Source organism: Psychrobacter sp. H26, assembly GCF_059073035.1.
The window spans coordinates 1,081,083-1,105,745 of sequence record NZ_JCACRW010000001.1 but is presented as its reverse complement, the minus strand read 5'-3'; the positions used below and the strand labels follow the sequence as shown (position 1 = coordinate 1,105,745).

The window sequence follows — 24,663 nt, the reverse complement described above, 5'->3', positions numbered from 1 at the left end:
CATGGCGGTAACGTTATAACCATGACATTCAGACCACTTTATCACGCAGCAAGTAAGTGGCTCAGGCTTTGCTGACCAATATCAAGGGCTTGCTTGCTAACAGGACGGTTATTCTCAAAGCCATCTAAATGATGATCGACGGCCATAATGACATCAGCGATGCAGGCCAATGTGCTGTCTTCAATGCGTCGTTCGCTTTCTATACGTTGCTCGATATAGTTAGCCAATTGACTCAGCATACTAGCAGGAGTAGGCAGCTGTAAGAAGCGTACTGCACCTGCGACTTGACGCATCATGCCAGGGACGTTTTGAATATTTAACATATCACGCTCAGGCTCTGCCAAGTAGTCATTGATGGCTTGCTCGACACTTGCGATAGCAGTACGACTCTCTTGTATCAGCGTATCGTTGGCTGTATTGAGCTGATGCAATGAGATGTGAGGGTTGTTTAGCGGTAGATAAATCGCCCCTGGTGTATGCATCTCTGCCATGGCAATGGCTGCGTTCTCTGCATGCATTAATGCCAATAATAAATGGTCAAAATCATCTGGTGACGGCGCTTGCCAATGACTGACAGCGTCTGCTGCGGTGCTAAGGCTATTGGCAGCATTTGACAGTCCAAGCAGACGTAGCGCTGAGCTAAGCTCAGTCAAAGCTTCGATTATCTGTGCGGTATGCATATCGATTGGATTGATCGAGTCACCACGTGCATAGCTGTCCACATTTTCTTTGATCGAACCAATCTGCGTTTGAATAATAGTATTTAAGGTATCGGTAAGCGCGCGATTGGGACCAAACAAGAAACGCTTCATTTCATCAAGCTGAGTACCTTCTAAATGGTTACTTGCATACTGCTCACGCAAGTGCTGTGCCGCTGCGCTATCACGCTGGCAGGCAAAGCTAACCAAATCAGCAAAGCGTGTGTCCATCACTGGTAAATAGCTGTGAAATTGCTGCTCTAAATAAATTAACGTATGTTTTTGGCTCAAACTTAATGGCATAACCGCTGCAAGATCAGTAACAGCAGTCGTCGCTGCTTGCCAAAATAAACTATTGGTCTGTGACGCTATCAATGCACAGGCAGCGCTCATCGCATCGAGTCTTTGCTGCTCGTTGGCATCGATATCGCCATCTTGATTCAGTAGCGCTACTCCAAGACCACTGCGATACGCATCAGTGAGTAGTTCTGTATCCAAATTAAGTGAGCTGAGCGGTTCGAAATTTTGTTCCGGATTGGCGATAATGACGCTACTGCTGCCAAAGGCAGCAAAGTCTTCGACAACCATAGGCGGTTTCTGCCCGTGAGCATTAAGCTTGTTGACCACGGGTAATAATAAAGTCGGCTCTACCGATTCAGTTAGTAGGACAAACTCGATATAGCGATCCAACGTCATGATGGCTTCTGATAGATCCATGATTAGATCGACATCATTATTATCGCCACTATCATAAAGACGCTGTAGACCATCAACGATGGCATCGTTCAACAGCTCTGCACCGACCAAAGAGATCAGTTTAAAAATACGGGACAGCTGTTTTAGGACACCAATAGAGTCTAATAATAAAGGGGCTTGACTGTTATCGTCGTTGAACTCACTTAAGTGAATCTCAGTATCCTTAAGTGTGGCGACAACCTCATCATGCAACAAATGAAGGGAGGGTAGATTAAAATCAGTAACACTAAGCGTAGGGGCGGTTAACTTCATTTGCGCAGACTGGTCCATAAGTATTTTTCCATAATGTACTGATGAGAATAACAATGGTATAAATTCGAATTATAAAATAGTTGTTAGTGATGTTTTAACGTTTTATTTAATAATAATCAAGACTATATTGTACAATTGTTGATGTGGAGTCAGTCGACGGCAACAGAATATTAGACAATTTTGTTTACAGTATGCATCGTGCTTCGGCACTTGACTGCCTATATTTGTTTGCGCTGAGTTAACGACGATCAGCTGCCAAACGTCAACTAGACATCAGCTAGAGATTGGCGTTGAGTGCAGGGTAGTCTTCTGCCAAAGCGCTATACCAGCTTTGATTGGCGGTCTCGTCTGTAGATGATGCTAGCAATAAATTTGCCAAATCAGCGAAATTTGCATGAGCGGTCTGTCCACCATCTGTTTGAGTATCCTCTTCAATGGCGAGGGTGACCTGTCCACCTGTCATTGCCAAATACACTTCGGCTAAAATCTCTGAATCCAGTAAGGCGCCGTGAAAGGTACGGTCTTGCTTGCCAACGTTTAGGCGACGCACTAGGGCATCTAGGGTGTTCTTTTGCCCAGGGTATTGTTGCTTTGCCATGACCAGGGAGTCAGTGACTTGTACCCGATTGGCAAAGTCATTCAAACCAACTTTCGCAAACTCCATATTTAAGAAGTTCATATCAAACGTGGCGTTATGAGCGATAATCTCAGCGCCATCCATGAAATCATATAAGGCCTGTGCCACTTGATCAAAAGTAGGCTTATCAGTCAAAAACGCCTCAGAGATACCATGAATACGAATGACTTCTTCATCCATGCCGCGCTGCGGGTTGATGTAGACGTGTAGTTTCTCACCAGTGAATTTACGTCCAACCATCTCTACGATACCCACCTCAATGACTCGGTCACCTTTTAGGGCATCAAGTCCTGTGGTCTCCGTATCCATAATGAGCTGGCGATCTGCCTCATGACGATGTATTGGTTTTGGTAGCAGCGGTTTGAAATGAGGGTTGGCACGGCTCGTATCCCCATCAAACTTAGGAGCATCAGGATCTATACTCATTGTGTCGCTATTTATGGTGGTATCAGTCATAGATGTTTTGACCTCTGGCATATCATTGATAATCGTCGGGGTATTGCTGTTGCTGTGATGATGCGTAGCCTGCGCGCGATCATCTTTATTTGTGGTAGTGCTGGTAGTAGCTTGATGGGAGTCATGAACCGGCGACTCATCCTCTAATGTGTCTTCTTCATACTCATCGTCTGCCATATCTAAACCCAATGGGTCGAACTTCAGCCAATCATCATTAGATGAGTTCTGGGTCTTATCAGACGTCACGTGGTCTTTTTTTTTAGTGATGTCCGATTCAGCTATTGCTGTATGACCACTATCTGATGTGACTCCTAAATTTGCCAGCTCATCTGCTTTTTCGTTACCAGCATGTCCAGCATGACCCTTGACCCAGTTCCAGCTCACATCGCGCATCTGGCACAGTTTATCTAGTTGCTGCCATAGGTCTTTGTTCGCGACGGGCTTTTTGCTGGCTGTTTTCCAGCCTTTTTTCTTCCAACCTTCAATCCATTCGGTAATGCCTTTTTGGACATAACTGGAGTCTGTCCAAATCTCAAGCCTCTGCTCATGTGGACTATGCGTCAGGGCCTGTATCGCACCCATTAGCTCCATGCGGTTGTTGGTGGTTTCGGTATCGCCGCCATATAGGTCTTGTGTATTGCCATCACTGAATATAAGATGCGCGCCCCAACCGCCAGCGCCAGGATTACCTTTGCAGGCGCCATCAGTATAGGCGACGGTGGTATTTGCTTTGGCGGCTAGTGGATTGGTTGCATTGTCTGTGATGGATGGCATAGGGTTACTACCGTTGTCTGACATAAAAGAATATTGACCTGATAAAGGATAGGCATAGCATTGTGCTAAAGCATCTTGTTCATGCTATATGTACCAAGTGCTGACGTTGTGAGTATAGCAAATCTATAATAAATAGGGGCAATCACCACGCACAAAATCGCAAAACCCTTCTGTCTACTCACAACATAATAGTAACCTGATTGTTTTCTGTTAAAATAACATTAGCGTACTGCCAGCAACATCACACACAAGCGCCGTAGCAAAAAGTAGCGAAACTAAGTTGTAGATAACTAGTTATAGATGACCAGTTATAGGTAACTGGTTCTAGATGGCTCCTTGATATTGCTTTGATAACGTCGCTTTGATGATTATGCAATAATGATTCGCTCAAAGACAGCTTTTAACACATAACTGCAGGGTAACCCTATTATGTCCTTACGCTCAAACATTTCTTATAAAAGACTGACTTATCTGATGCTCAGTGTGACTGCCAGTAGCGCGCTCTTTTTGAGTGCTTGTAATGATAGCAGTACTCAAGCAGATAGTGAGGTTGCGACAGACCTGTCTGTCTTTGAGGGTTGCTATACCGTGAGCCAAGACGAGCCTGCCCAGATAAAGGTTAGTCAACGAGAAGGCGCTTGGGTGATGCAGATGAAAGAGCCGGCCACAGCCAAACGTGTTTGGGATAATCCTGAGACATTAGAGGTGATTGAAAATAGTGATATACCGCAGTTCTTCTCTATTGACCCTGACAACGTTGATGCGGTTATTGGTCGTCCTGATCGAGTGCTGGTACTGGCCCATGTCAAGCCCTCCTATGCAAATATCGACCCACTGTTAGACAGTGAGTACTTGTCTTATATTTACCGAGGTGCCAACACTATCTACCGAGTAGAGTGTGATGATATCAATACGGATATTTTAGGTAATCCCCATGCTGATATTATTATCGATAATGTCAATGAGAGTATCTAAAACGATGTCCTTCAGCATTATTGATAAAAGACAGTATTTTTAGATCGTATCTTAAAACCGTATTTTGCTATAAACAGTCATACCATTAGAGTTAAGCAATATGAATTTTTTCAGTTATGTCGTGTTAGGCGGATTTTCTTATGCAGCGGGCTGGGCGATAAGAACCTATGTATTAGAAAAACAGCCGACACCTGAACAGCCCTACAATCTAAAGCACCCTGCTATTTTGGCATATTTGGGTGGGTTTTTTATCATTATGCTCATTGTTTCGTGGTTGATTGGTCGTTATGCACTTGGTCATGCTTCGATTGATTTACCTTTTATTATTATCAATAGTTTGGTGGCAACCTTTGTCTATTCGTTCGGACTCAATCCAGAAAAAGCGAGATACGATGTCCCTGATTAAAGCATGCCAGTAGATGGGCTGACAGCAAAAAGCCACGACCGAATCTTAAATGAACGGTCGTGGCTTTGGTTTATCAGCTTGTTCGATAATACAGTTTTATTAGCATTTAATGTGTCACAAAACTTGATCGATTGATTACTTGGATTAGTTAATTAATGGCTATGATGCTTTTTTTAGGTCGGCGCTGTTTTCATCACTGTCTTTCTTGTCGCCATCTTTCTTATCACTGTTAGTTTCTTTATCAGTAATAGCCTTGTCGTCACTATTTTTATCGGCATCTTTTTTGGCTTCTGACTTAGCTTTGGCATCTGATTGTTCTTGTTTCCATTCTTTGTATTTTTGCAGATCTTTTTTGGCTTGTTTTAAGCAAAATCTAAGTACCAGTGCATCATCGATATGACCGATGAATGGAATAGAATCAGGAATCAAATCAATTGGGTTTAACGTATATATCGCACCAACAACGCCAGCTGAAATGGTTTTAAAAGGAATCTTACGGTAGTCACCTTTGTAATAGTCTTTGACAAGACTCATAAATAGCATCAGATCATCACTAAAAGGTTCAAGGTATCCGCTGTCTTCTAGCTTTTCTTTTAGTTTGCTTTCTTTACTAAGTAAATATTCCAAATTAGAGTCAAGCGCTTTATCTTTGTTCGTTTTTTTATTAAACATAAATTTTGCCTTTTTTATTTTCGATGAATTCGTATTTACAGTAACAAATTCAATCAACCTATATTGTGTGTCTCGGTAGCGAAAAAGTAAATATAGGTAAAGGTTGGGCAACTTGTCTGCTGGTGAGATACGTTACAATATGAGCGCACGACTATAGTAACGGGTATGGACATAAGTATGTCTTGCGATAAATATATATCAGTACAAAATCGCACAGCATAGATAAACAACAAAAATAAAAGTATATAGGCAGTAGTAACGTATGGGTTCAAACACTCTATTAGCTAGAAATGAGCGCTCAAAACTAGTGACTAGTATCAGCGCCAGACTAAACCGCCGGCAGTTTTTGCGTCAAGTGGGTATCGGTGCGGGCACAGTTGCATTAGCGACTCAAGGCATCTCTCAAGTACTTGCCGCGAGTACTGCCGATGCTAATAATATATCGCAGCTGACCAAAGACGATTTACCGATGGCACTATCGGATGAGCACTCATCATTACCCTCACAGTCGTCACTAACCCAAACGCGCTGTATTACCCCAACTATTGAGACACGGATTTTTGCCAGCTCCAATGTGGGCGGCAGTGACGATCGTAACCAATTGGCATTGGATCGTATGGCTTGTGCGGGGTTTAAAGTAAATAATCCTACAATTACCAATCGTCAGTATTTGCGCTTTTCGGGTACGGACTTCCAGCGGGCAAGTGACTTTCAAAATATTGCTACTGGTGCGATAGCGGCACCAAAACTCCTACTTGGTGTCCGCGGTGGTTACGGTGCGATGCGACTATTGCCCATGGTTGACTGGGTGACACTTGGTCGTATCACAAAAGAGCGCGGCACGATACTCGCAGGGTTTAGCGATGTGACAGCTCTTCAGTGTGCATTACTGGCAAAAGGGTCAATGAGCTCGCTGGCGGCCCCCATGCTCTATAGTGAGTTTGGCAAATCAGCGCCCGACCATGTCAGTTGTCGGCAGTTTGCTGAAGCGCTAATCAATCCTCGCTTAACCATCAGCATACAAGACGCATCTTTGACCAGTCAAAATTTGCCTAGTATCTTAGCTAGCGGTGAGCCAAAACCAATAACAGGTACTATCTGGGGTGGTAATTTGAGCGTGGTATCTGCATTGGCAGGTAGTGAGTATCTGCCTCGCATTGATGGTGGTATTGTGTTCTTAGAAGATGTGGGGGAGCAGGCATATCGTATTGAGCGTATGTTGTATGACTTGTACCTAGCAGGTGTCTTCAAACATCAACAAGCGATTGTACTTGGGGCGTTGTCTGGTGCAGGCGAGGACAGTTATGACAAGCGCTATGATGTTGCTACAGTCATTCGCCAACTGCATGAACTAACAGGATTGCCGGTTTATAGTGGTATGCGTTTTGGTCATATCGGCCAAAAGCACAGCTTCCCACTTGGTGCCACGTGCCAGCTCAACCCTGATACAGATGGTGGCTATCAGCTGGTATTTAGCGACTATCCAACTATCAAGGCTGACGCTATTCATGTAGAGGGCTTGTGGCAGCCTACTTAGCCCTTGAGCCCTTGATCGCTTAGCACTAAGGACTAAGCATTAAGTACTTATACTAAGCATTGGGCATTAGTCTCTCACTACTAACTTTAAACCAATAATCATTAGCATTACTAAATCGCCAACCGTGAAAACTTATCTTGATACTCCTTAGGAGTGAGCTCTGTTGCACGTTTGAATAGTCGGGTAAATGACGAGATGTCCTCATAACCAACTTGATAGGCCAGTGATTTTATCGAGACGTCGCCCAACTCTAGTAAGCGTTTGGCCTGTTCGATTCTGACAGCTTGAATATACTCAATCGGTCGCATCGCGACGCAAGACTGAAAGCGTCTGTTCAACGTCCGCGGTGTGATGTTTATCATGGCAGCTAGGCTACTGATCTGTAACGGTTGGCGGAAGTTTTCTTCTATGTAGTCTTGGACTTGTTTAATCAAATGATCCGAATGTGGTTTGTGTAAAGTCACATTGGTATAGCTGTTTTGACTGCCTCTTTTACTATCGATAATTTGGGTCTTTGCCACTTGCGTAGACATCTCACGGCCACAGTAGCGCTCTATTAATAAAAGCCCTAGGTCATAAAAAGCACTACCACCTGCCGCACAGAATATATTGCCTGATTGAGTACTCGACTGACTTCTTGACTGTGTGACAAACTGGTTTTCTTGCAAATCGACCAGTGGAAAATCTGCCTTAAACTTGTTGGCATAGCCCCAGTGAGTGGTGGCTACTTTGTGATCCAATAATCCCGCCTTTGCCAAAAAAAACGCCCCGCTACAATTACTCGCAATATCAGCATTGGTATTTGCAAGCCGCACTAGGTGTGGTAGCAGCTCGCTGTTTTGCGTCAATACTTTGTCAATAGAATCTCCAATGGTAGGGACGAGCAATAAATCGCACTCTGTCACATCTTGAATATCGCAGTGAGCTTGCATGATCAAACGGTTACTACATCTAATATCCCCGCCGCCTAGACTTGCTATCTGCACGTTAAACCGAGGCTCTACAGACTCATTCGAGAACCGTTGCCAGCTAACGCCTGTAAACGAAAATAAATCCAATGCGCCAGAGAGGACACTACCAAGTACGCCATCGAAGCCAAGGATAATCATTTTAAAAGGTTTGAAGTAAGGCATCAGTCACTAATTCTCCATTGATATATGTACCAAAACAGCCGTTTGGTTGGTGTTTTTGTCCAACTGTATACGCCATATATGTCTTATTTGACCATAATTATGTCATAAATGACAATACGGAGGCAGGTCAAATTAGATTAATATCAATTGATAACCACATTTAATTCGTTAGCGAGAACACTATGGCAGCAGATACACTCCTCAATGATTTTGAGTTACCGTTCCAGTTGTATGATGTACTAGGCACTGAAACACTCACCGAACACTCAAAGTTTTCAGAACATAGCCGCGAGACGTTTGACGCAGTATTAGAGACCGCAAACAAAATCGCAACCGATTTGTTTTTGCCGCACAATCATATTGCAGACAAGGACGAGCCGCAGTTCGATGGCAAAAAAGTCAGCATGATAAGCGATGTCAAAGTTGCTTTTGACGCCTTTCGCGAATCTGGCTTTATCGCCGGTCGTTATAGTTTCGAAGATGGCGGCATGCAATTGCCTGAAACCGTCATGACTGCCGTGGCAGGCTACTTCATGGCAGCCAACCCGTCGACAACGGCTTATCCATTTTTGACCACTGCCGCAATCAACGTTATCTCCCATTTTGCTAGCGACGAGATAAAAGCTGCCTTTATGCCGCGTATGCTGACAGGTGAGTTCACTGGAACCATGGCGCTGACAGAGCCACATGCTGGTTCATCACTTGCTGATATCAAGACCACCGCAGTCAAACAAGACGACGGCTCATATCGAGTCAAAGGTAGCAAAATTTATATCTCAGGCGGCGATCACGAACTGTCTGACAATATCGTGCATTTGGTGTTGGCCAAAATCCCAGGCGGTCCAGGTGGGGTCAAAGGCATCTCTTTATTTGCAGTACCGAAATATCGCTTGAACGATGACTTGTCTGTTGGCGAGCGTAACGATGTGCATCTGACAGGACTGATTCATAAGCTTGGTTATAGAGGGGCGACTTCTACCGCATTGAGCTTCGGTGATGAAGGCGAGTGCTATGGTTATCTGATTGGTGATGAGCACTTTGGTTTGCGCTATATGTTCAAGATGATGAATGAGGCCCGTATTGCTGTTGGTTTTGGTGCGTCGATGATCGGCTATCGCGGTTATCAGTATTCGCTAGATTATGCCAAAGACCGTACCCAAGGCCGCATCGCACCGAACAACAAGCCTGAAGACGACGCCACTGCTATCATTCAGCATGGCGATGTCAAGCGTATGCTACTGGCACAAAAAGCCTATTCTGAAGGTGGTATTTCATTATGTCTATACGGCTCAAATCTGATTGACCGTATCAATACCTGTGAAGATGAAACACTAAAAAATGAGCTCACCGAACTATTAGATTTGCTAACGCCAGTACTAAAAGCATGGCCATCTGAATATGGCCCAAAAGCCAATGACTTAGGTATTCAAGTACTAGGCGGAGCAGGCTATACGCGTGAATATCATGCTGAGCAGTTTTGGCGTGACAATCGCCTAAATCCGATTCATGAAGGCACAAATGGTGTACAGGCATTAGATTTGTCATTTCGTAAGTTGTGGCAAAAAGGTGGTTTGGGTATTCAAATCCTAAAGCGTGAAATCACTCAAGACCTAGAGAGTATCACCACGCCTGAGAGTGCAGCGCTTGCGGGTAAACTGACACCTTATATGGGTCATCTGCACGAAGTACTGGTACATCTAAGCAAAGTGTTGCAGACCGAGGAAGCGTTAACGCTTACAGGTAATGCCCAAGCACTAATGAATATCTTTGCCTCAATCGTACTGAGTTGGATTTGGGTTCGTCAAGCCAGTAAAGCCGAGCAGCTACTAAGCACTACACAAGATACTGAGCAGCAGAACTTTTATAAGGGCAAGATACAAGCGGCTAAGTATTTTATCGATTGGGAACTGCCATTAATTAAGCGCGATATCGAGATTTTAACCAACACCAACGCTGTTTGTACTGATATGCAAGCGGATTGGTTCTAAGCACAACTCTAAGGAAAGAGACATGACAACGATAAACAAACAATGGCGCCTAAAAGCAAGACCTGTTGGCGCACCAAGCGCTGAGACTTGGGATTATACCGAAACAGAAGTACCGACTATCAGTGATGGTCAATTACTGATTAGAATTGACTATATCTCTATCGATCCTGCTATGCGCGGCTGGCTAAATGATGCAAAATCCTATATCGAGCCGGTACAGATTGGTGATGTGATGCGCGGTGGTACGGTCGGTGAAGTGATCGAGAGTAAACATGAAAAGTTTGCGGTCGGTGACTATGTGGCAGGACATAATGGCGTGCAGTCGTATGCGGTAAGTGATGGTACTGGGTTGCATAAAGTCGATCCAAACCTAGCGCCGTTGTCCTATTACCTAGGCGTACTTGGTATGCCAGGTATGACAGGGTATTTTGGTCTGCTAAAAACAGGTCAGCCAAAGGCAGGCGAGACCGTTGTTGTCTCTGGTGCTGCTGGTGCTGTGGGTAGCTTGGTCGGTCAAATTGCCAAGATCAAAGGCTGCCGCGTCGTCGGTATTGCAGGCGGGGCTGAGAAATGCAAATTCTTGGTCGATGAGCTTGGGTTTGATGCAACGATTGACTACAAAAACGAAGACGTGAAAAAAGCACTGAAAAAAACCTGTCCAAACGGCGTCGATGTCTATTTCGATAACGTTGGCGGTGACATCTTGAATGATGTACTTACGCAAATTAACCTACATGCTCGTATCGTTATTTGCGGCGCCATTAGCCAATATAACAACACCACAGAAGTAAAAGGTCCATCGAACTATCTGTCACTACTTGTCAATCGTGCTCGGATGGAAGGCATTGTGGTATTCGATAATATCAAAGAATATCCAATCGCCATGAAAGAAATTGCAGGCTGGATTCAGTCAGGCGACATGAAAGTGAAAGATCATATTGTTAAGGGTATTGAGACGTTCCCTGATACGCTTATGATGCTCTTTAACGGTGAAAACTTCGGCAAACTAGTACTTAAGGTAGAGGGATAAATCATGACATCAAATACAGATGGAATTGCATCAAACGTAGCTAGTAATGTAGCTGGCAAGCGAGTTTTGATCACGGGCGGTGCCTCAGGCATTGGTGCCGCAAGTGCATTATTGTTAGCCAGTCGCGGCGCAAAAGTGGTCATCGGAGATATGGCAGAAGAAATGGGTGCTGCTGTTGCCCAGCAAGGTCAGGATGCTGGTAACAGTATCGTCTTTAAAAAAGTAGACGTGACCAGCGGTGATGAAGTGCGCGCATTATTTGATTTTGCCATGGAAACGCTGGGCGGTCTAGACGTGGTGGTAAACAACGCTGGCATCGATCATAAACCATCACCGATGCATGAGCTGAGTGATGAAGAGTTTGATCGCAATATCGCCGTGAATTTAAAAGGCGTCTGGCACTGTATGCGTGCCGCAGTTAAGTGTATGTTACCGAGTGGCGGCGGTCATGTGATTAACGTAGCGTCTATTGCAGGTCTACGCTCAGCGCCTATGATTTCAGCTTATAGTGCTGCCAAACACGGAGTTATGGGTCTCACCAAATCAGCAGCCCACGAGTATGCTCGCGCTAATATTCGTTTTAATGCGGTCTGCCCAAGCTTCATCGATACACCAATGGTACGCAATACTATGGCGTCTATGGATGAGCGTACGCAGCAAGCAACTATCAAAGCTAGTCCGCTACGCCGTTTAGGAAACGTTGACGAGATTTCTAATGCGATTGCGTGGCTTGCCAGTGATGAGAGCACCTTTATGAACGGTCATGCATTCACCTTAGATGGTGGTATGCTAGCGTAATCGGTGAGCGCTTGTGGTTTGCTTATTAGTGTTCAATAATCGCTGTTGTGTATGACAGCGATTATCTGCGTTCAGTGAATGAGGCTTGAATATATAGGCTCAAACATACAAGCTTAGTAACCGAATTACTTTAGCCACTAATATGTATAGCAGTGAATCTCACACGTATAAAATATCCAAAAATATAAGGAATAATGATGAAAGATTTATTTGATTTAACGGGCAAGATTGCCCTAGTAACGGGTGCTAGCCGAGGCATTGGTGAATCTATTGCCCGTCTCTTGGCATCAAGAGGCGCACATGTCATCGTCTCTAGCCGCAAAATCGACGCTTGCCAAGCAGTCGCTGACAGCATTGTCGCTGATGGTTATAAAGCAAGCGCTTTTGCTTGTCATGTGGGAGATATGGAGCAAATTGACGCAACGTTTGCACATATCAAAAGCGAGTTTGGTCAAATCGATATTTTGGTCAATAATGCAGCAGCCAACCCATACTATGGTCATATCTTAGACACAGATTTAGCCGCTTTTGACAAAACCGTTGAAGTGAATATTCGTGGTTACTTCTTTATGTCAACGGCTGCTGGCAAAATGATGAAAGAGCAGGGCGGCGGTGTGATTTTAAACACAGCATCCGTCAACGGCTTAGTAGCAGGGGACAAGCAAGGGATCTATTCAATCACCAAAGCTGCCGTCATTAGCATGACCAAAGCATTTGCCAAAGAATGTGGTCCACTAAATATCCGTGTCAATGCGTTATTGCCAGGCCTGACCGATACCAAATTTGCCTCGGCCTTGACGACTAACGATAAAGTCTTGAAAATGGCATTACACTCAATTCCGCTAGGACGCGTAGCTGACCCTGATGAGATGGCAGGTACCGTACTGTATCTGGTATCGGATGCCTCAAGCTATACGACTGGTGCAACTATTGTTGTCGATGGTGGTATGCTGGCTTAATTAACATGACGTCAGTCAAAATATTGTTACTATCGAAAACCGTATGGGACTAATGCTCATGCGGTTTTTCTCATTTAATTTTTGCTGAACTATAAAAGGAGTGCAGTATGGGATCGATGAACAATGACCGTATACATACCATTTCTAAAAATAAAACATGGTTATTTGTACCAGCGACTCGAATCGATAGAGTAGACAAAGCCTTTGCTAGTGGTGCAGATGCGGTCGTTGTAGATTTAGAAGATGCGGTAGCGCCAGAGGATAAAGCAACAGCACGTGCGGCATTAAAAGATTACTATGACCACCAGCACCACAATCAAACCAGAGACCAAGAGAGCACTCAAGACTATCGATCGATTTGGGTACGTATCAACAAGGCAGGCAGTGAAGCATTCTTCAAAGACATCGTACTGTGTCAGCAAATGCCACACTTAGCGGGTGTGGTATTAGCCAAAGCTGAGAGAGTAGAAGACATCAATAGTGTCCATCAGGTCACAGGCTTACCTGTCATTGCATTGATCGAGAGTGCTGTTGGGTTGTACCAGATCGATAGTATGGCAAAGGCAGTTGGGCTAGTGGCATTTAGTTATGGGTTTTTGGATCTATGCAACGACTTGCAGGTTCAAGTAGGGACAGCTGCTGCAGATGTCATCGCCAATCAGATTCGCTATCAACTCATTCTAACGTCAACAGTACACCAGTTATCACCGCCTATCGACACTATTTATCCTGATTTTAATGATGAAGTTGGACTAAATAACCGAGTACAGCTATGGTCACAGATGGGTCTATCAGGAATGCTATGTATACATCCCAAACAAGTGGCTGTCGTCCAGCAGACATTACAGCCAACAGCTAAGGCGCTATCCTTTGCTCAGCGTGTGGTGGATGAGTACGAGCGCAGCGGGCGGGCCGTGTTCAAAATAGAGGGAGAGATGGTGGATGCACCAGTGATTGCGCGCAGTCGTCAACTATTGAACCAGCTACTGGCAAAGTAGCAGGCAAATCTATAATACGATATCATGGATGACATCTATCCATACTTTATAAAAGCATACTATGATATTTATCAACAACCGTATCAGCCTCAATGACAACGAGGTTGAAATCAGTGCGATACGCGCACAAGGTGCAGGCGGGCAGAATGTCAACAAAGTATCCTCTGCCATTCATCTGCGTTTTGATATTCATTCCTCAAGTCTGAGCGACGAATACAAGCGGCGATTGCTAGACAGCAAAGATAGCCGCATCACCAAAGAAGGTGTGCTCATCATAAAAGCGCAACAGTTTCGTACGCAAGAGCGTAATAAGATTGACGCATTTGAGCGACTGCAGAGCTTTATCACAAAAGCCACTTACGTCAATAAAACCAGAAAACCGACCAAGCCTAGTAGAAACGCCAAACGCAAACGCGTAGACCAAAAAACCCAGCGTGGTAAAACAAAAGCCTTACGCGGTAAAGTGGATTTTTAGAAGGTTTGCTATATTAGATTTTGTTGTTAAGACATATTTTCAATAGAAGGTATATACCGTAGAAGGTGCTACGCGGTAAAAGCTATTATAGGTATTTTAAAATAAAAATCGGTATAGGGGATTAGTTATCACCTATACCGCAATCCATTATTACAGACTCGCTACTTGTTTAGAATGCACCGCTAAGACCAACAAATAAGCTGGTTGAGTCGTCATCATCACCTTGTAAATGTGTGACACCAGCATTGGCGTTCAACAAGCCAAAGCTTCTAGACAGACCAAGTGTCATAGCAACATTATCATCATCAGTTTCGATCGTAGGCGTCTCAAAGCTGATGTTCGGTAGCGTATTCAAACGTGCGGTTACCGCGTCGCGATTGTCACTCAGCTGCTTTTGGTAATGAATATCACCAAATACGTTGAGGTTTTCCATCAAGGTATGATTGGCTTTTAGCCCGAGCTTGCCATATGTCGTAGAGTATTTTTGTTCATCAAACTGCATGGCGATGCCAGACATCTCTTTTTCTTTGAGTCCGTCGATTTTTACGCGGCTTGCTGTTGCGCCGATATAAGGGGTGATGGCAATGCGACTGACTTGCATAGGGTAGCCTGCCTGTACATTGGCATAGAAGCGCTTGCCATCAGCATTTGACTCAAACTGTTGTCGGTTGCCACCAAGTGTGACATTACGTGTAACATCGACATCCATGTTGCCAAACCCTGCAGCACCATTGAGCTGTAAACCGCCAAGGTTGTTGCTATGATAAACACCAAAACCAACCTCTCCAAGATCAATGTCGCTCAAACCAGTACCGACATCGGAGTCTTCAAAGTCTTTTTGGGTGATATGGCCATATAAACCTGTCACCGCGTTGGCTGAGTTTGGATGAGCAAAATCTACACCAAGCAATACCTGAGTGTTATTGTCACCGTCAAACCCTGCAATCTCTTGATTGGCAACTTCACCGACTGCCCATAGGGTACGGGCAGGTTTTTGCACGCTATTTTGGACTTGATTGATGTGTGACTGCAAGCGCTCATTGGTTGCCAGTCCAGTGGTCGTCGCAATATGAGGCAAAACGCCTATTAGACTTGGTGCCGTAACAACCGCATTTGCATAATCTGCAATTAATTGATGAGTGCGCCCTGTAGGATGTATGCCGTCAGCGAAGAAGTAGGTTTCATTAGCATTTGCCTCTACAAGATCATCAGGTCCACAAGTTAGAGAGCTATTATTGTCACCGCAGGCTTCATCAGTAACATTGGTAAAGCCATACTGAGCAGGTGATGCAATGATTTCTCGTGACAAGCTAAACATATCTAGGGGTATGATATTAGCCCCAGTACCCGCCACGCCACTGAGCATAAATTGATTGTATAGACCAGTTGCGCCAGTTGCAGCCCCTTGGGCGGCTAAAGCGTCTGCGAGCTCTTGTCCTTCTAAACTTGGATCTGGAAGAAATCTAGGCGTCAGGCCAACATCAGGAATATTAGGCACTAAAATGTAGTTTGCGCCATTATCCTTTAGAGTATTAATCGTATCGATCTGGCTGGCTACTGCGCCTAGTATGGTAGCTTGAGCATTATCAGAGTCTTCACCCGCCGCCAGCAAATCATTTGCCCCTGCCCAAACGACATAGAGTCCATTAGGATCGACGTTGTTATCAGCTAAGTAATTACTGACTTGGCTATTGGCAGAAGCAATGGGAACACCACCAGGGAACACTTCATCTTCTCCTGCTCTTGCACCGCCAATAGCATAGTTATTGCCAGTTTGAGGACTACCGAACACCACAGGGGTAGCGGTTGTACCTAGCTGTTCAGCAAATGAGGTCGCCCAGGTATTATCAGGGTTAGTAGTGAACTGAGCAGGACCTGGCACAACTTGGCTAAAATAGCCGCCATCGGTCAAGCTATCACCAAAAAAAGTCACGCTACTATAATCATTAGCGTGAGCAAATCCTGCTGTACATAGCGTAATGGCTAACATGCTTTTGGTGAGCGTTTTGAGCGTAGTCTGGCTGACTGCGGGGAGAAGGGTATGACGAGACATAGCGACTTCCTTGTCGTAAATGTAATAGTTTGTCAGCCGAGTGTAACTGCTTTTGGGCAAGCTATCAATCCTTTTGATAGCAAAAATAAAAGAACATAGCGGTCAAAATATCAGTTGCAAAGCTTTAAAAAATCTGTAGCAATTAATTATGGTCCTCTATTATAGAGAAGCGGTAAGTATATGATGCATATGGAGATTGCAACTTTTTAGATCAGCTATTTTAACTGAGCCATCTCTATATTTAACCCAACACATTTCTAATCATACATAGCGTAGAGAGTAGTGCGATATATAAGGCATTACAGAAAAAGCGCTATCAAAAACAGTGCCCGTATAGCTAGGAGTATCAGTGTACGTATAGCAGTCTCAAGTTGATTTTTGTGGACGCAACAACAGAGACAGTCCAAGTGCCACAAAAGCTGCGATGCCAGATAGTAGATAGCTGATACTAAAGTCCCCAGTCATCTCTGCAAGATAACCTGCCAGCACAGGTCCAAGCGCCTGTCCACCTGAAAAAGCAAACGTCAGTGCCGCGAGCGCACTTGCTGCGGCTGCCGCTCCAAAATAATCGCCTGCAGAGGCAGCCATGATGACAGGAACACTCCACACCACTATGCCAAACAAGGCAATTGATAAATACAGCCCTAACTGCCAATCAGTGAGTCCGACCAACAGATAAGCGATAGCCAAGAAGAAAAAAGCCAAGGCAAGACCAAGGCGTCTGCCAATGTGGTCAGAGATCCAACCAAACAACATGCCTGAAAACATGCTAAGCAGTCCAATCCATGCCCAAATGCCACCAGCAGTCGCCTCGCTCAGTTGATAAGCGCCGACCATGCTAGTGACGATAAAGGTGACGTAAACCATGTAAGTGGCACCATAAATCGCAAAGATGATACCCAAATGTACAAGTAGCTTGATATTGCTGCGTTCTAGCTTTTTTTTGTTTTTGACAGGTGAGGTAGGGATACGCCCAAAAGGGTCTTGCCTCACATCATCTGGATGGTTGCGAATCAAAGTAAAAGTCAGCAAAGCCACTACCACATTGATAACAGCAAAAATGAGCCAGCCTGTCTGCCAGGATAGTAGACCTAAAAGGGGCACAAGTTTGGGTACCACAAAACCTGATAGTATGATGCCAAATCCCGGGCCTGCCATAACCAATCCTAAGGCAAGTCCGCGATGCGATGGAAAAAACCAATGTGACATGACGCTCATCATTGGTAAAACCACACCGCCGCTACCGATACCTGTCAGCACATAGAGTGCACATAATGCCGGAAACCCTGTCGTAAAAGCCATACCAAGCATAGAAACTGCAATAAGGAGCAGACTGGCTGTCGCAGTATTGCGAGTGCCAAGTCGCGGTAGCACCAATGGACTCAGAAGTACGGCGACGAGATAGCCTATTAGGTTGGTAAATCCCAATGTGCCACTTTGGGTGTAATTCAGCCCCAAAGAAGATGACATAGATGGCAATAGCATACCGAAGGCAAATCGCCCCAATCCTAGTCCGCAGAACATTGCCACAGACCCAGTCATAGCGACGATCCAAGCATAATGCACATTGCCTAGTCTAAGCGGTGCGGTGCTGTTCTGGTTCTCTCGTTGAGTTGTTCCGTTCGACATCACCAACCTCCAACAAGCTGAAAACTGGCAATATTCAATGCCATTAAAGGCAGATCGTAGACAACAGCGTCCCTGTTTTTAGTGTCATTCATTTTACACGCATCCTTGTGTGCTCAATCCTTGTCGATCTTTTATTAAGTATGCTTATCGATTAAGCATACTTTTGTCCAATAGAAATCAGTATAACTATACGTGAACGTTCGTTCAATGAATGTTTAAGTAAATTCTTGCAATGATCTAAGAGACAATGACAAAAAAATACCAGCCCGTTTATATGGCTGGCATGTTTACTGCTATTTTTTAATGACTATCTTTTGATAGTGTTTTTGATTAACCCAGTCGCCGACTCAGCTCAGGAAAACGTTTTATCATAAATAGCATGAGAAGTAGCGCAAGACTGGCAATCGCAGCACCCGCATAGCCGACGCTAGACAGCGAGATGTGGGTGACAGCATAACCGCCAAATAGCGCACCCGTACCGATTCCCAGATTAATAATACCTGAGAACATCGACATAAGCATGTCTTGGGCGTTGACATCCACCATGATGACTTTGGCCTGCATCGAGATAATCAGCAACATCAGCGCCGTACCCCACAGTATGGCATTGAGACTAAGCGCCCATACTGAGGTTACGACAAACAATAGTGTCAGCATCGCTACCAGTATCAATATCGTCGACATCAGCATCAACTGAGTATTGAACCTATCGCCCCAACGACTAAATATAATACTGCCCAAAATACCTGCCGCGCCAAACAGCAGCAACACAAAAGTCGCTGCGCTTTCGCTGATGTTACCAACCTGACGCATAAACGGCTCTATATAAGAATACGCCGTATAGTGGGCGGTAAAGACCAATAAGATAAGCAAATATAAGCAGACCAAAAGTGGGTTTTTGAGTAGTTCTGGAATTTTTCTAAAAGACCCCTCAAACATACTGGGCAGCGTGGGCAAAAGCCTCGCCTGTAGCATAAATACAACCAGCGCAATGACACCAATACCGCCAAAGGTGGCGCGCCAACCGAACCATTGACCGACCAAGCGACCTAGCGGCACACCCAATACCATTGCCAATGAAGTGCCAGTCGCCAGTACACTGAGTGCCAACGCTTTTTTGCCTTCAGGAGCCACGCGTATGGCAATAGCTGCTGTGATGGACCAAAATATCGCATGCGATAGTGCAATACCGACGCGGCTAATGAGCAGCACGTCAAAACTCCACGCAAATACAGACAGCACATGACTGGCGATGAATACCGCAAAAATTCCCAACAGCAGTCGTTTGCGCTCAAATCGGCTGGTCAGTAGCATCAGGGGTAATGACATCGCTGCGACAATCCAAGCATAGAGTGTCAGCATCCATCCCGTCTCCGCCGTAGTGATAGAGAAGTCTTGAGCGATATCACTGAGCAGTGCCACAGGAACGAATTCTGTAGTGTTCATAATGAAGGCACTAACGCCCATCAAAAATACTTGAAAATACTGAGTTCGGCGAGCGTTTGCGCTGGCCTCAAGGTTATGTGTCATAAGATCCAATATAAAGCAGGTGCTAATACTACGGGTGATAACTCAAGGTGGGGTAGACATTTGGTAATACAAGGGTCGCGGTGCAAGATAGCAAGTCAAAGAGGATCGTCATAGATATTTTCTGATAAGAGATGTTACGTAGACTTTACTAAAAGAGAGCATGGTATACAGTGCTATTGAGCAATGATATTAGAGCGCTTTAATTCTATCATTTGGGGAGATAAGGCGACATATCATAACGAAGATTAAAACATACTTATAGCTCAAAACAGCAGCTGCTGATATTTGCAAAATAAGTAAACATATCAGTATTTATTTTCTGTCATCTGATGTGCTATCATCGTTGAACGATCTATCGTGGGTTTAACAGTTTTGACTGACTGATCATGAGGCCAACCTTGTGACAGCATTCAAACCTTGCAACTTCCAGCACGATATAAAACAACTCTGGTAAAGCGCATGAGCCTGTACTCCGACACCCTCATTTGTGCCTGATTTTTTGCCTATTTGGCATATCTCAACCTTTTTTGTCGGAGTTACAGGAGTCTAAGGTGTTCAATATCATGAGCCACATTACTAATCCATCTAAATATACCCGTCGTTATCATCCACGCCATTCTCTAGCGCAGTATATAATTAATCAAATAGAGTCGCTTGAGCTGCGCCCGCAAGATATCGTCAAGCAAATGGGCTATCCTCTCAAACACACCATACCTGCCTATGACCGCCTGCGCCATGTGCTATCGAACAAGCACCTCGGACTCGATGGCAGCTATATGGATAAATACTTTACGGCAGATGAATTTTTGATAGCACTTTTCGCTGTGCTTGAGATACCGTATCAGCCATTCGCAGAAGACATCGCTCAGATTAAGGATGATGTAGCGAACCATTCTGATACATTACCCAAATATAGCTTGCGTGCCGATGTGGGTTTTACCTTTGTCAGTAGCACAAACTGGATGTCTCGCGATGCAGCGTCGCGTTTTGCGCAAGTATATCTGCCCAATGGTTTTGCCAAATTAGACGATGCTGCACGTAAGTCAGCGATTGAAGAGTGTATCTGTGAGCACTATCAGCAGTATGAGAGCCATTTGCCATACGATGGGGTTATAAAAAGTTATCAGCTGACTATCGAGAAACCCAATCACAGGATCGAACATATAGAGTACGGATTGCCGAAATCTAGTAGCATCTGAAATACTGTGAATATACAATCAGCTTAACTGATTAGTTATATTGACTGAATAATCAGATTGATTTTAAAAGACAAATAGTTTCAAAAAACAAAAAATTTTAAAAGACAGAAAAAAGCCTCACTTTGTCATGGGGCTTTTTGGTTTTTTTAATTACGGTTAGTGTGTTGAATACCTTCTTGTGCTAAACATTGAGGCATAAGAATCGTTGTACAAGTATCATATTAAACCTCAGGTTTAGAGATAGCACGCCACAAAATAGTGAATAGTGCATCAAACTCTGCATTTATGGGTGTCTCTGTTTGGCGAATGGTATGCATGAGTCCAAGACGACTGATAAAGCCCATAAACACATCGAAGAGTATATGTAAGGGAACGGTGTCATTGAGTACCCCACGATTTTGCCCATCTTCTAGTACTGCCAAAAATGCGCCAATTAATTCTTTGTTTTCATAAATTGCAATATTACGTATGCGTGATGCCGATACAGATGAGAGCACCATCACCGCATCTGGGTGCGAGTCGACAAAGTCAAAACACACCCACAGCGTTTTTCGCAGGCGATCTTGGACGCTATCAATACCCTGCAAATGATCCATGATACGAGCAGCCAGTCTGCCCAGCACAATATCCATAATGGTATAAAACAGCGTTTGTTTGTCGCCGAAGTACTTGTAGAGCGTTTGCAATGAGACATTTGCAGATTTTGCAATCTGTGCCATCGTTACCTCATTTGCGTCAAATCCTGCAAAATCTTGACGAACCGCCTTCTCAATTTTCTCCAAAGTTGCAGGCCGCATATCGGATAGAGAGGCTAGAGTTCGAGTTGGGTTGGCATCATCTAACTGATTGGCGACGGTCATACTTATCATTCCTTGTTTGTTACTGCTTGTTTATCACTGCCTATTCAGCATCGATTATTTAGCATCGATAATTTAACACTACGTTAAGTCATGGTCTATCCATGCATATCACTCGCTAGATATCTGATGATATAGCCGGATTGATAAAAGCATATTTCATTTATATTTAATGAGTAACGATAATTACCATTTTTACTCATTTGATTGCGAATTTATTTTTCATCACCTAGTATAAGACTCAGTTATCAGCAAATACAATGAATTTATAGTATATAGCTAATGGTAATATAAATTACCGTAATTTGTCTCTTTACTAAAATAACGTAGATATCGTTGTTGTTCACTTAACCTTGTCAAGGATAGACATTATGAGTATCGAAAAATTCACTCCGAACTGGATGACCGAAGAGCATCAGATGGTGCACGACAGTGCCCTAAAAATGTTCCAATCTTGGGATTCCAAAGACGAGCAGTGGCGCAAAAACGGCATGATTGATCGCGATGCGTGGGAAGAGGCGGGCGAAATGGGGTTTCTGTGTGCGGCGATACCAAGCGAGTATGGCGGCGGCGGTGGTGATTTTGGTCATGAGGCGGCGCTTATCTACGCACAGACTGAGGCCAATCAGTCAGGATTTGGCGGCATGGTGCACTCAGGTATTGTCGCGCCCTATATTTTAGACCACGGTACTGAGGAACAAAAACAAGCGTGGCTACCCAAGATGGCAACAGGCGAATACATTGGCGCCATCGCTATGACCGAACCTGGTACAGGGTCTGATTTACAAAACATCAAAACCTATGCGGTAAAAGACGGTGATGACTACATCATTAATGGTTCAAAAACCTTTATCACCAATGGTCAGCATGCCAATCTGATTTTATTGGCATGCAAAACAGACCGTGAAAAAGGCGCGCAAGGTGTCTCACTTATTATCGTAGAAACCGATAAAGTAGAAGGGTTTGAGCGTGGACGCAATCTCGATAAGATTGGTCTGACGTCGCAAGATACCTCAGAGCTGTTCTTTAGTAATGTACGTGTGCCGCAAACCAACCTCTTAGGTACGGTAGAAGGTATGGGTTTTATACAAATGATGCAGGAGTTGCCACGTGAGCGTCTGATCATTGCGTTATCAGGTATTGGGTCGATGAAGCTAGCGATCAACTTGACCCTAGATTATGTAAAAGGTCGCGAAGCTTTTGGTAAGCCTATTTGGAAGTTTCAGAATACCCGCTTCAAGATGGCAGAGTGCTATGCCGATTATCTTGCTGCTAGCAGCATGTGTGACGCGGCAGTAGATGCAATGCTTGAGAATAAATTGTCTGTACCGCATGCGTCACTGATCAAATACTGGGTTACCGAAAAACAATGTGAAGTGCTGGATGAATGTGTACAACTGTTTGGTGGCTATGGCTATATGACAGAATATCCTATCGCACGTCTATACGCTGATGCCCGCGTACAAAAAATCTATGGCGGTACCAATGAGATTATGAAAGAGCTGGCTTCGCGCTTCATGTAGACGTGTTGCTTATTGATTGAAATGATGGTTTGTTTAAAAATAAAAAAGGATTTTTTATGACTGAGACTGCATATATTTACGATGCTATCCGTACGCCACGTGGCAAAGGAAAAAAGGATGGATCCTTATATCAGGCATCACCGATTTGGCTAACGCGTACCCTATTAAAAGAGATGGAGCAGCGCCACCATTTGGATACCAGTTTGGTCGATGATGTGGTGCTTGGCTGCGTGACGCCAGTGGGTGAACAAGGCTCGGATATTGCACGTATTGCCGTCATTGATGCTGGTTGGGCGCAAAGTGTGGCTGGGTTAACCTTGTCTCGCTTTTGTGCTTCTGGTCTAGAATCTATCAATCTGGCGGCTGCCAAGGTCATGTCAGGTATGGAGGATATGGTAGTGGCAGGCGGTGTTGAGTCCATGAGCCGCGTGCCAATGGGTTCTGATGGCGGTGCATGGTACATGGATCCACGCGTCAATGAAGCGACGCACTTTGTGCCGCAGGGCGTGGGTGCGGATACCATCGCGACGCTCAAAGGCTTTAGTCGTAGTGATGTCGATACCTTTGCCACCGAGTCGCATCGCCGCGCTGCACAGGCGTGGGAGAAGGGCTATTATGACAAGTCTGTCGTTCCTGTCACCGATATCAATGGCATGATGCTGTTGGATAAAGATGAAACCATCCGCCCTAATACCAATGTCGAGACTTTAGCGGGTCTTAAACCTTCTTTTGTTATGCCAGGTAAAATGGGCTTTGATAGCGTGATATTGGACCGATATACCACGATTGAAACCGTCAACCATGTACATCATGCAGGCAACTCTTCAGGCATCGTTGATGGGGCAGCCATTTGTTTGGTCGGTAGCGTTGCTGCTGGTCAAAAAGCAGGTCTAAAACCACGCGCCAAAATCACGATGGCATCAGTTATTGGCTCAGAACCTGCCATCATGCTGACAGGTCCAACGCCAGCTTGCCAAAAAGCCCTCGATAAAGCGGGCATGCAAGCCTCTGATATAGACCTGTGGGAAATCAACGAAGCATTCGCTGCTGTCCCGATGAATACCGCTGATGATTTTGGAATCTCGCTTGATATTGTCAATGTTAATGGTGGTGCAATATCCATGGGTCATCCGCTTGGGGCAACGGGTGCGATGCTAATGACGACCGTCCTCGATGAGTTAGAGCGCCGTGACCTCAAGACCGCCATGATCACGCTATGTGTGGGCGGTGGTATGGGCATTGCCACCATCATCGAGCGTGTCTAACTTCTTTCTCAAATAAAATGAAAAACAAGTAGGCAAAAAACAATAGATAAAGAATCATTTAAG

Annotated in this window: 20 protein-coding genes; 12 read left to right on the top strand and 8 right to left on the bottom strand. The window is 44.6% G+C overall.

Features of this window, described 5'->3' with window-relative positions; all coding sequences use genetic code 11:
• Window positions 1-41: 41 nt before the first annotated feature.
• Window positions 42-1,724, bottom strand: a complete 1,683-nt coding sequence (locus tag AC5JPT_RS04490; protein WP_319050476.1) for a hypothetical protein — start codon at window positions 1,722-1,724, stop codon at window positions 42-44.
• Between the two features lie 259 nt (window positions 1,725-1,983).
• Window positions 1,984-3,597, bottom strand: a complete 1,614-nt coding sequence (gene dnaQ / locus AC5JPT_RS04485) for a DNA polymerase III subunit epsilon (protein WP_493857263.1) — start codon at window positions 3,595-3,597, stop codon at window positions 1,984-1,986.
• 405 nt (window positions 3,598-4,002) lie between these two features.
• Between dnaQ and AC5JPT_RS04480 the strand changes: the two genes are divergently transcribed.
• Together AC5JPT_RS04480 and AC5JPT_RS04475 are read left to right on the top strand one after the other, a co-directional pair.
• Window positions 4,003-4,548 (top strand): hypothetical protein, encoded by a 546-nt coding sequence (locus AC5JPT_RS04480; RefSeq protein ID WP_493857262.1) that lies wholly within the window; start codon window positions 4,003-4,005, stop codon window positions 4,546-4,548.
• A 100-nt stretch (window positions 4,549-4,648) separates the two neighbouring features.
• Entirely contained in the window at window positions 4,649-4,954 is a 306-nt protein-coding gene (locus AC5JPT_RS04475; protein ID WP_493853011.1) for a hypothetical protein, read from the top strand.
• 159 nt (window positions 4,955-5,113) lie between these two features.
• Here the strand turns inward: AC5JPT_RS04475 and AC5JPT_RS04470 are convergent, their stop codons facing one another.
• Complete coding sequence (locus tag AC5JPT_RS04470) at window positions 5,114-5,626, bottom strand: YkvA family protein (protein ID WP_443526318.1); 513 nt, start codon at window positions 5,624-5,626, stop codon at window positions 5,114-5,116.
• A gap of 262 nt (window positions 5,627-5,888) precedes the next feature.
• On the opposite strand from AC5JPT_RS04470, the gene AC5JPT_RS04465 reads away from it, so the two are divergent.
• Window positions 5,889-7,163, top strand: a complete 1,275-nt coding sequence (locus AC5JPT_RS04465) for an LD-carboxypeptidase (protein WP_493857261.1) — start codon at window positions 5,889-5,891, stop codon at window positions 7,161-7,163.
• A gap of 110 nt (window positions 7,164-7,273) precedes the next feature.
• On the opposite strand, the gene AC5JPT_RS04460 is transcribed toward AC5JPT_RS04465, so the two are convergent.
• On the bottom strand, window positions 7,274-8,296 hold the full coding sequence (locus AC5JPT_RS04460; protein ID WP_493842946.1) for a GlxA family transcriptional regulator: 1,023 nt from the start codon (window positions 8,294-8,296) through the stop codon (window positions 7,274-7,276).
• A gap of 182 nt (window positions 8,297-8,478) precedes the next feature.
• Here AC5JPT_RS04460 and AC5JPT_RS04455 point away from each other — a divergent pair, with 182 nt between their 5' ends.
• The 6 genes from AC5JPT_RS04455 to arfB all read left to right on the top strand — a co-directional run bounded on the left by AC5JPT_RS04455 (window position 8,479) and on the right by arfB (window position 14,544).
• Window positions 8,479-10,284, top strand: a complete 1,806-nt coding sequence (locus tag AC5JPT_RS04455) for an acyl-CoA dehydrogenase family protein (RefSeq protein WP_493857260.1) — start codon at window positions 8,479-8,481, stop codon at window positions 10,282-10,284.
• A 22-nt stretch (window positions 10,285-10,306) separates the two neighbouring features.
• Entirely contained in the window at window positions 10,307-11,314 is a 1,008-nt protein-coding gene (locus AC5JPT_RS04450) for an NADP-dependent oxidoreductase (RefSeq protein WP_493857259.1), read from the top strand.
• 3 nt (window positions 11,315-11,317) lie between these two features.
• Window positions 11,318-12,112 carry an SDR family NAD(P)-dependent oxidoreductase gene (locus AC5JPT_RS04445; RefSeq protein WP_493857258.1) on the top strand — a complete coding sequence of 265 codons (795 nt, stop codon included), beginning with the start codon at window positions 11,318-11,320 and terminating at the stop codon, window positions 12,110-12,112.
• 194 nt (window positions 12,113-12,306) lie between these two features.
• Window positions 12,307-13,071, top strand: a complete 765-nt coding sequence (locus AC5JPT_RS04440; RefSeq protein WP_319050466.1) for an SDR family oxidoreductase — start codon at window positions 12,307-12,309, stop codon at window positions 13,069-13,071.
• Window positions 13,072-13,178: 107 nt separating this feature from the next.
• Window positions 13,179-14,069: an HpcH/HpaI aldolase/citrate lyase family protein gene (locus tag AC5JPT_RS04435; protein ID WP_493857257.1), complete on the top strand. Its 891-nt coding sequence runs from the start codon at window positions 13,179-13,181 to the stop codon at window positions 14,067-14,069.
• Between the two features lie 61 nt (window positions 14,070-14,130).
• Window positions 14,131-14,544 (top strand): alternative ribosome rescue aminoacyl-tRNA hydrolase ArfB, encoded by a 414-nt coding sequence (arfB, locus tag AC5JPT_RS04430; RefSeq protein WP_493852050.1) that lies wholly within the window; start codon window positions 14,131-14,133, stop codon window positions 14,542-14,544.
• A gap of 169 nt (window positions 14,545-14,713) precedes the next feature.
• On the opposite strand, the gene AC5JPT_RS04425 is transcribed toward arfB, so the two are convergent.
• From AC5JPT_RS04425 to AC5JPT_RS04415, 3 genes are all read right to left on the bottom strand, one after another.
• Window positions 14,714-16,597, bottom strand: coding sequence for an autotransporter domain-containing protein (locus AC5JPT_RS04425; RefSeq protein WP_493857256.1), 1,884 nt, complete (start codon window positions 16,595-16,597; stop codon window positions 14,714-14,716).
• Between the two features lie 366 nt (window positions 16,598-16,963).
• Window positions 16,964-18,226, bottom strand: a complete 1,263-nt coding sequence (locus AC5JPT_RS04420; RefSeq protein ID WP_493857255.1) for an MFS transporter — start codon at window positions 18,224-18,226, stop codon at window positions 16,964-16,966.
• A 330-nt stretch (window positions 18,227-18,556) separates the two neighbouring features.
• Complete coding sequence (locus AC5JPT_RS04415) at window positions 18,557-19,756, bottom strand: sugar transporter (RefSeq protein ID WP_493857254.1); 1,200 nt, start codon at window positions 19,754-19,756, stop codon at window positions 18,557-18,559.
• Window positions 19,757-20,319: 563 nt separating this feature from the next.
• Here AC5JPT_RS04415 and AC5JPT_RS04410 point away from each other — a divergent pair.
• Window positions 20,320-20,955, top strand: a complete 636-nt coding sequence (locus tag AC5JPT_RS04410) for a hypothetical protein (RefSeq protein ID WP_493857253.1) — start codon at window positions 20,320-20,322, stop codon at window positions 20,953-20,955.
• Window positions 20,956-21,176: 221 nt separating this feature from the next.
• Here the strand turns inward: AC5JPT_RS04410 and AC5JPT_RS04405 are convergent, their stop codons facing one another.
• Entirely contained in the window at window positions 21,177-21,815 is a 639-nt protein-coding gene (locus AC5JPT_RS04405) for a TetR/AcrR family transcriptional regulator (RefSeq protein WP_493857252.1), read from the bottom strand.
• A gap of 368 nt (window positions 21,816-22,183) precedes the next feature.
• On the opposite strand from AC5JPT_RS04405, the gene AC5JPT_RS04400 reads away from it, so the two are divergent.
• Window positions 22,184-23,335, top strand: coding sequence for an acyl-CoA dehydrogenase family protein (locus AC5JPT_RS04400; RefSeq protein WP_493857251.1), 1,152 nt, complete (start codon window positions 22,184-22,186; stop codon window positions 23,333-23,335).
• Between the two features lie 56 nt (window positions 23,336-23,391).
• Window positions 23,392-24,600: an acetyl-CoA C-acetyltransferase gene (locus tag AC5JPT_RS04395; protein ID WP_493857250.1), complete on the top strand. Its 1,209-nt coding sequence runs from the start codon at window positions 23,392-23,394 to the stop codon at window positions 24,598-24,600.
• Window positions 24,601-24,663: the final 63 nt, after the last annotated feature.

Coding starts and splice junctions, on each gene's coding strand:
- AC5JPT_RS04490 (WP_319050476.1), bottom strand. CDS start 1,724: ATGGACCAGTCTGCGCAAATGAAGTTAACCGCCCCTACGCTTAGTGTT.
- dnaQ (WP_493857263.1), bottom strand. CDS start 3,597: ATGTCAGACAACGGTAGTAACCCTATGCCATCCATCACAGACAATGCA.
- AC5JPT_RS04480 (WP_493857262.1), top strand. CDS start 4,003: ATGTCCTTACGCTCAAACATTTCTTATAAAAGACTGACTTATCTGATG.
- AC5JPT_RS04475 (WP_493853011.1), top strand. CDS start 4,649: ATGAATTTTTTCAGTTATGTCGTGTTAGGCGGATTTTCTTATGCAGCG.
- AC5JPT_RS04470 (WP_443526318.1), bottom strand. CDS start 5,626: ATGTTTAATAAAAAAACGAACAAAGATAAAGCGCTTGACTCTAATTTG.
- AC5JPT_RS04465 (WP_493857261.1), top strand. CDS start 5,889: ATGGGTTCAAACACTCTATTAGCTAGAAATGAGCGCTCAAAACTAGTG.
- AC5JPT_RS04460 (WP_493842946.1), bottom strand. CDS start 8,296: ATGCCTTACTTCAAACCTTTTAAAATGATTATCCTTGGCTTCGATGGC.
- AC5JPT_RS04455 (WP_493857260.1), top strand. CDS start 8,479: ATGGCAGCAGATACACTCCTCAATGATTTTGAGTTACCGTTCCAGTTG.
- AC5JPT_RS04450 (WP_493857259.1), top strand. CDS start 10,307: ATGACAACGATAAACAAACAATGGCGCCTAAAAGCAAGACCTGTTGGC.
- AC5JPT_RS04445 (WP_493857258.1), top strand. CDS start 11,318: ATGACATCAAATACAGATGGAATTGCATCAAACGTAGCTAGTAATGTA.
- AC5JPT_RS04440 (WP_319050466.1), top strand. CDS start 12,307: ATGATGAAAGATTTATTTGATTTAACGGGCAAGATTGCCCTAGTAACG.
- AC5JPT_RS04435 (WP_493857257.1), top strand. CDS start 13,179: ATGGGATCGATGAACAATGACCGTATACATACCATTTCTAAAAATAAA.
- arfB (WP_493852050.1), top strand. CDS start 14,131: ATGATATTTATCAACAACCGTATCAGCCTCAATGACAACGAGGTTGAA.
- AC5JPT_RS04425 (WP_493857256.1), bottom strand. CDS start 16,597: ATGTCTCGTCATACCCTTCTCCCCGCAGTCAGCCAGACTACGCTCAAA.
- AC5JPT_RS04420 (WP_493857255.1), bottom strand. CDS start 18,226: ATGTCGAACGGAACAACTCAACGAGAGAACCAGAACAGCACCGCACCG.
- AC5JPT_RS04415 (WP_493857254.1), bottom strand. CDS start 19,756: ATGACACATAACCTTGAGGCCAGCGCAAACGCTCGCCGAACTCAGTAT.
- AC5JPT_RS04410 (WP_493857253.1), top strand. CDS start 20,320: ATGAGCCACATTACTAATCCATCTAAATATACCCGTCGTTATCATCCA.
- AC5JPT_RS04405 (WP_493857252.1), bottom strand. CDS start 21,815: ATGACCGTCGCCAATCAGTTAGATGATGCCAACCCAACTCGAACTCTA.
- AC5JPT_RS04400 (WP_493857251.1), top strand. CDS start 22,184: ATGAGTATCGAAAAATTCACTCCGAACTGGATGACCGAAGAGCATCAG.
- AC5JPT_RS04395 (WP_493857250.1), top strand. CDS start 23,392: ATGACTGAGACTGCATATATTTACGATGCTATCCGTACGCCACGTGGC.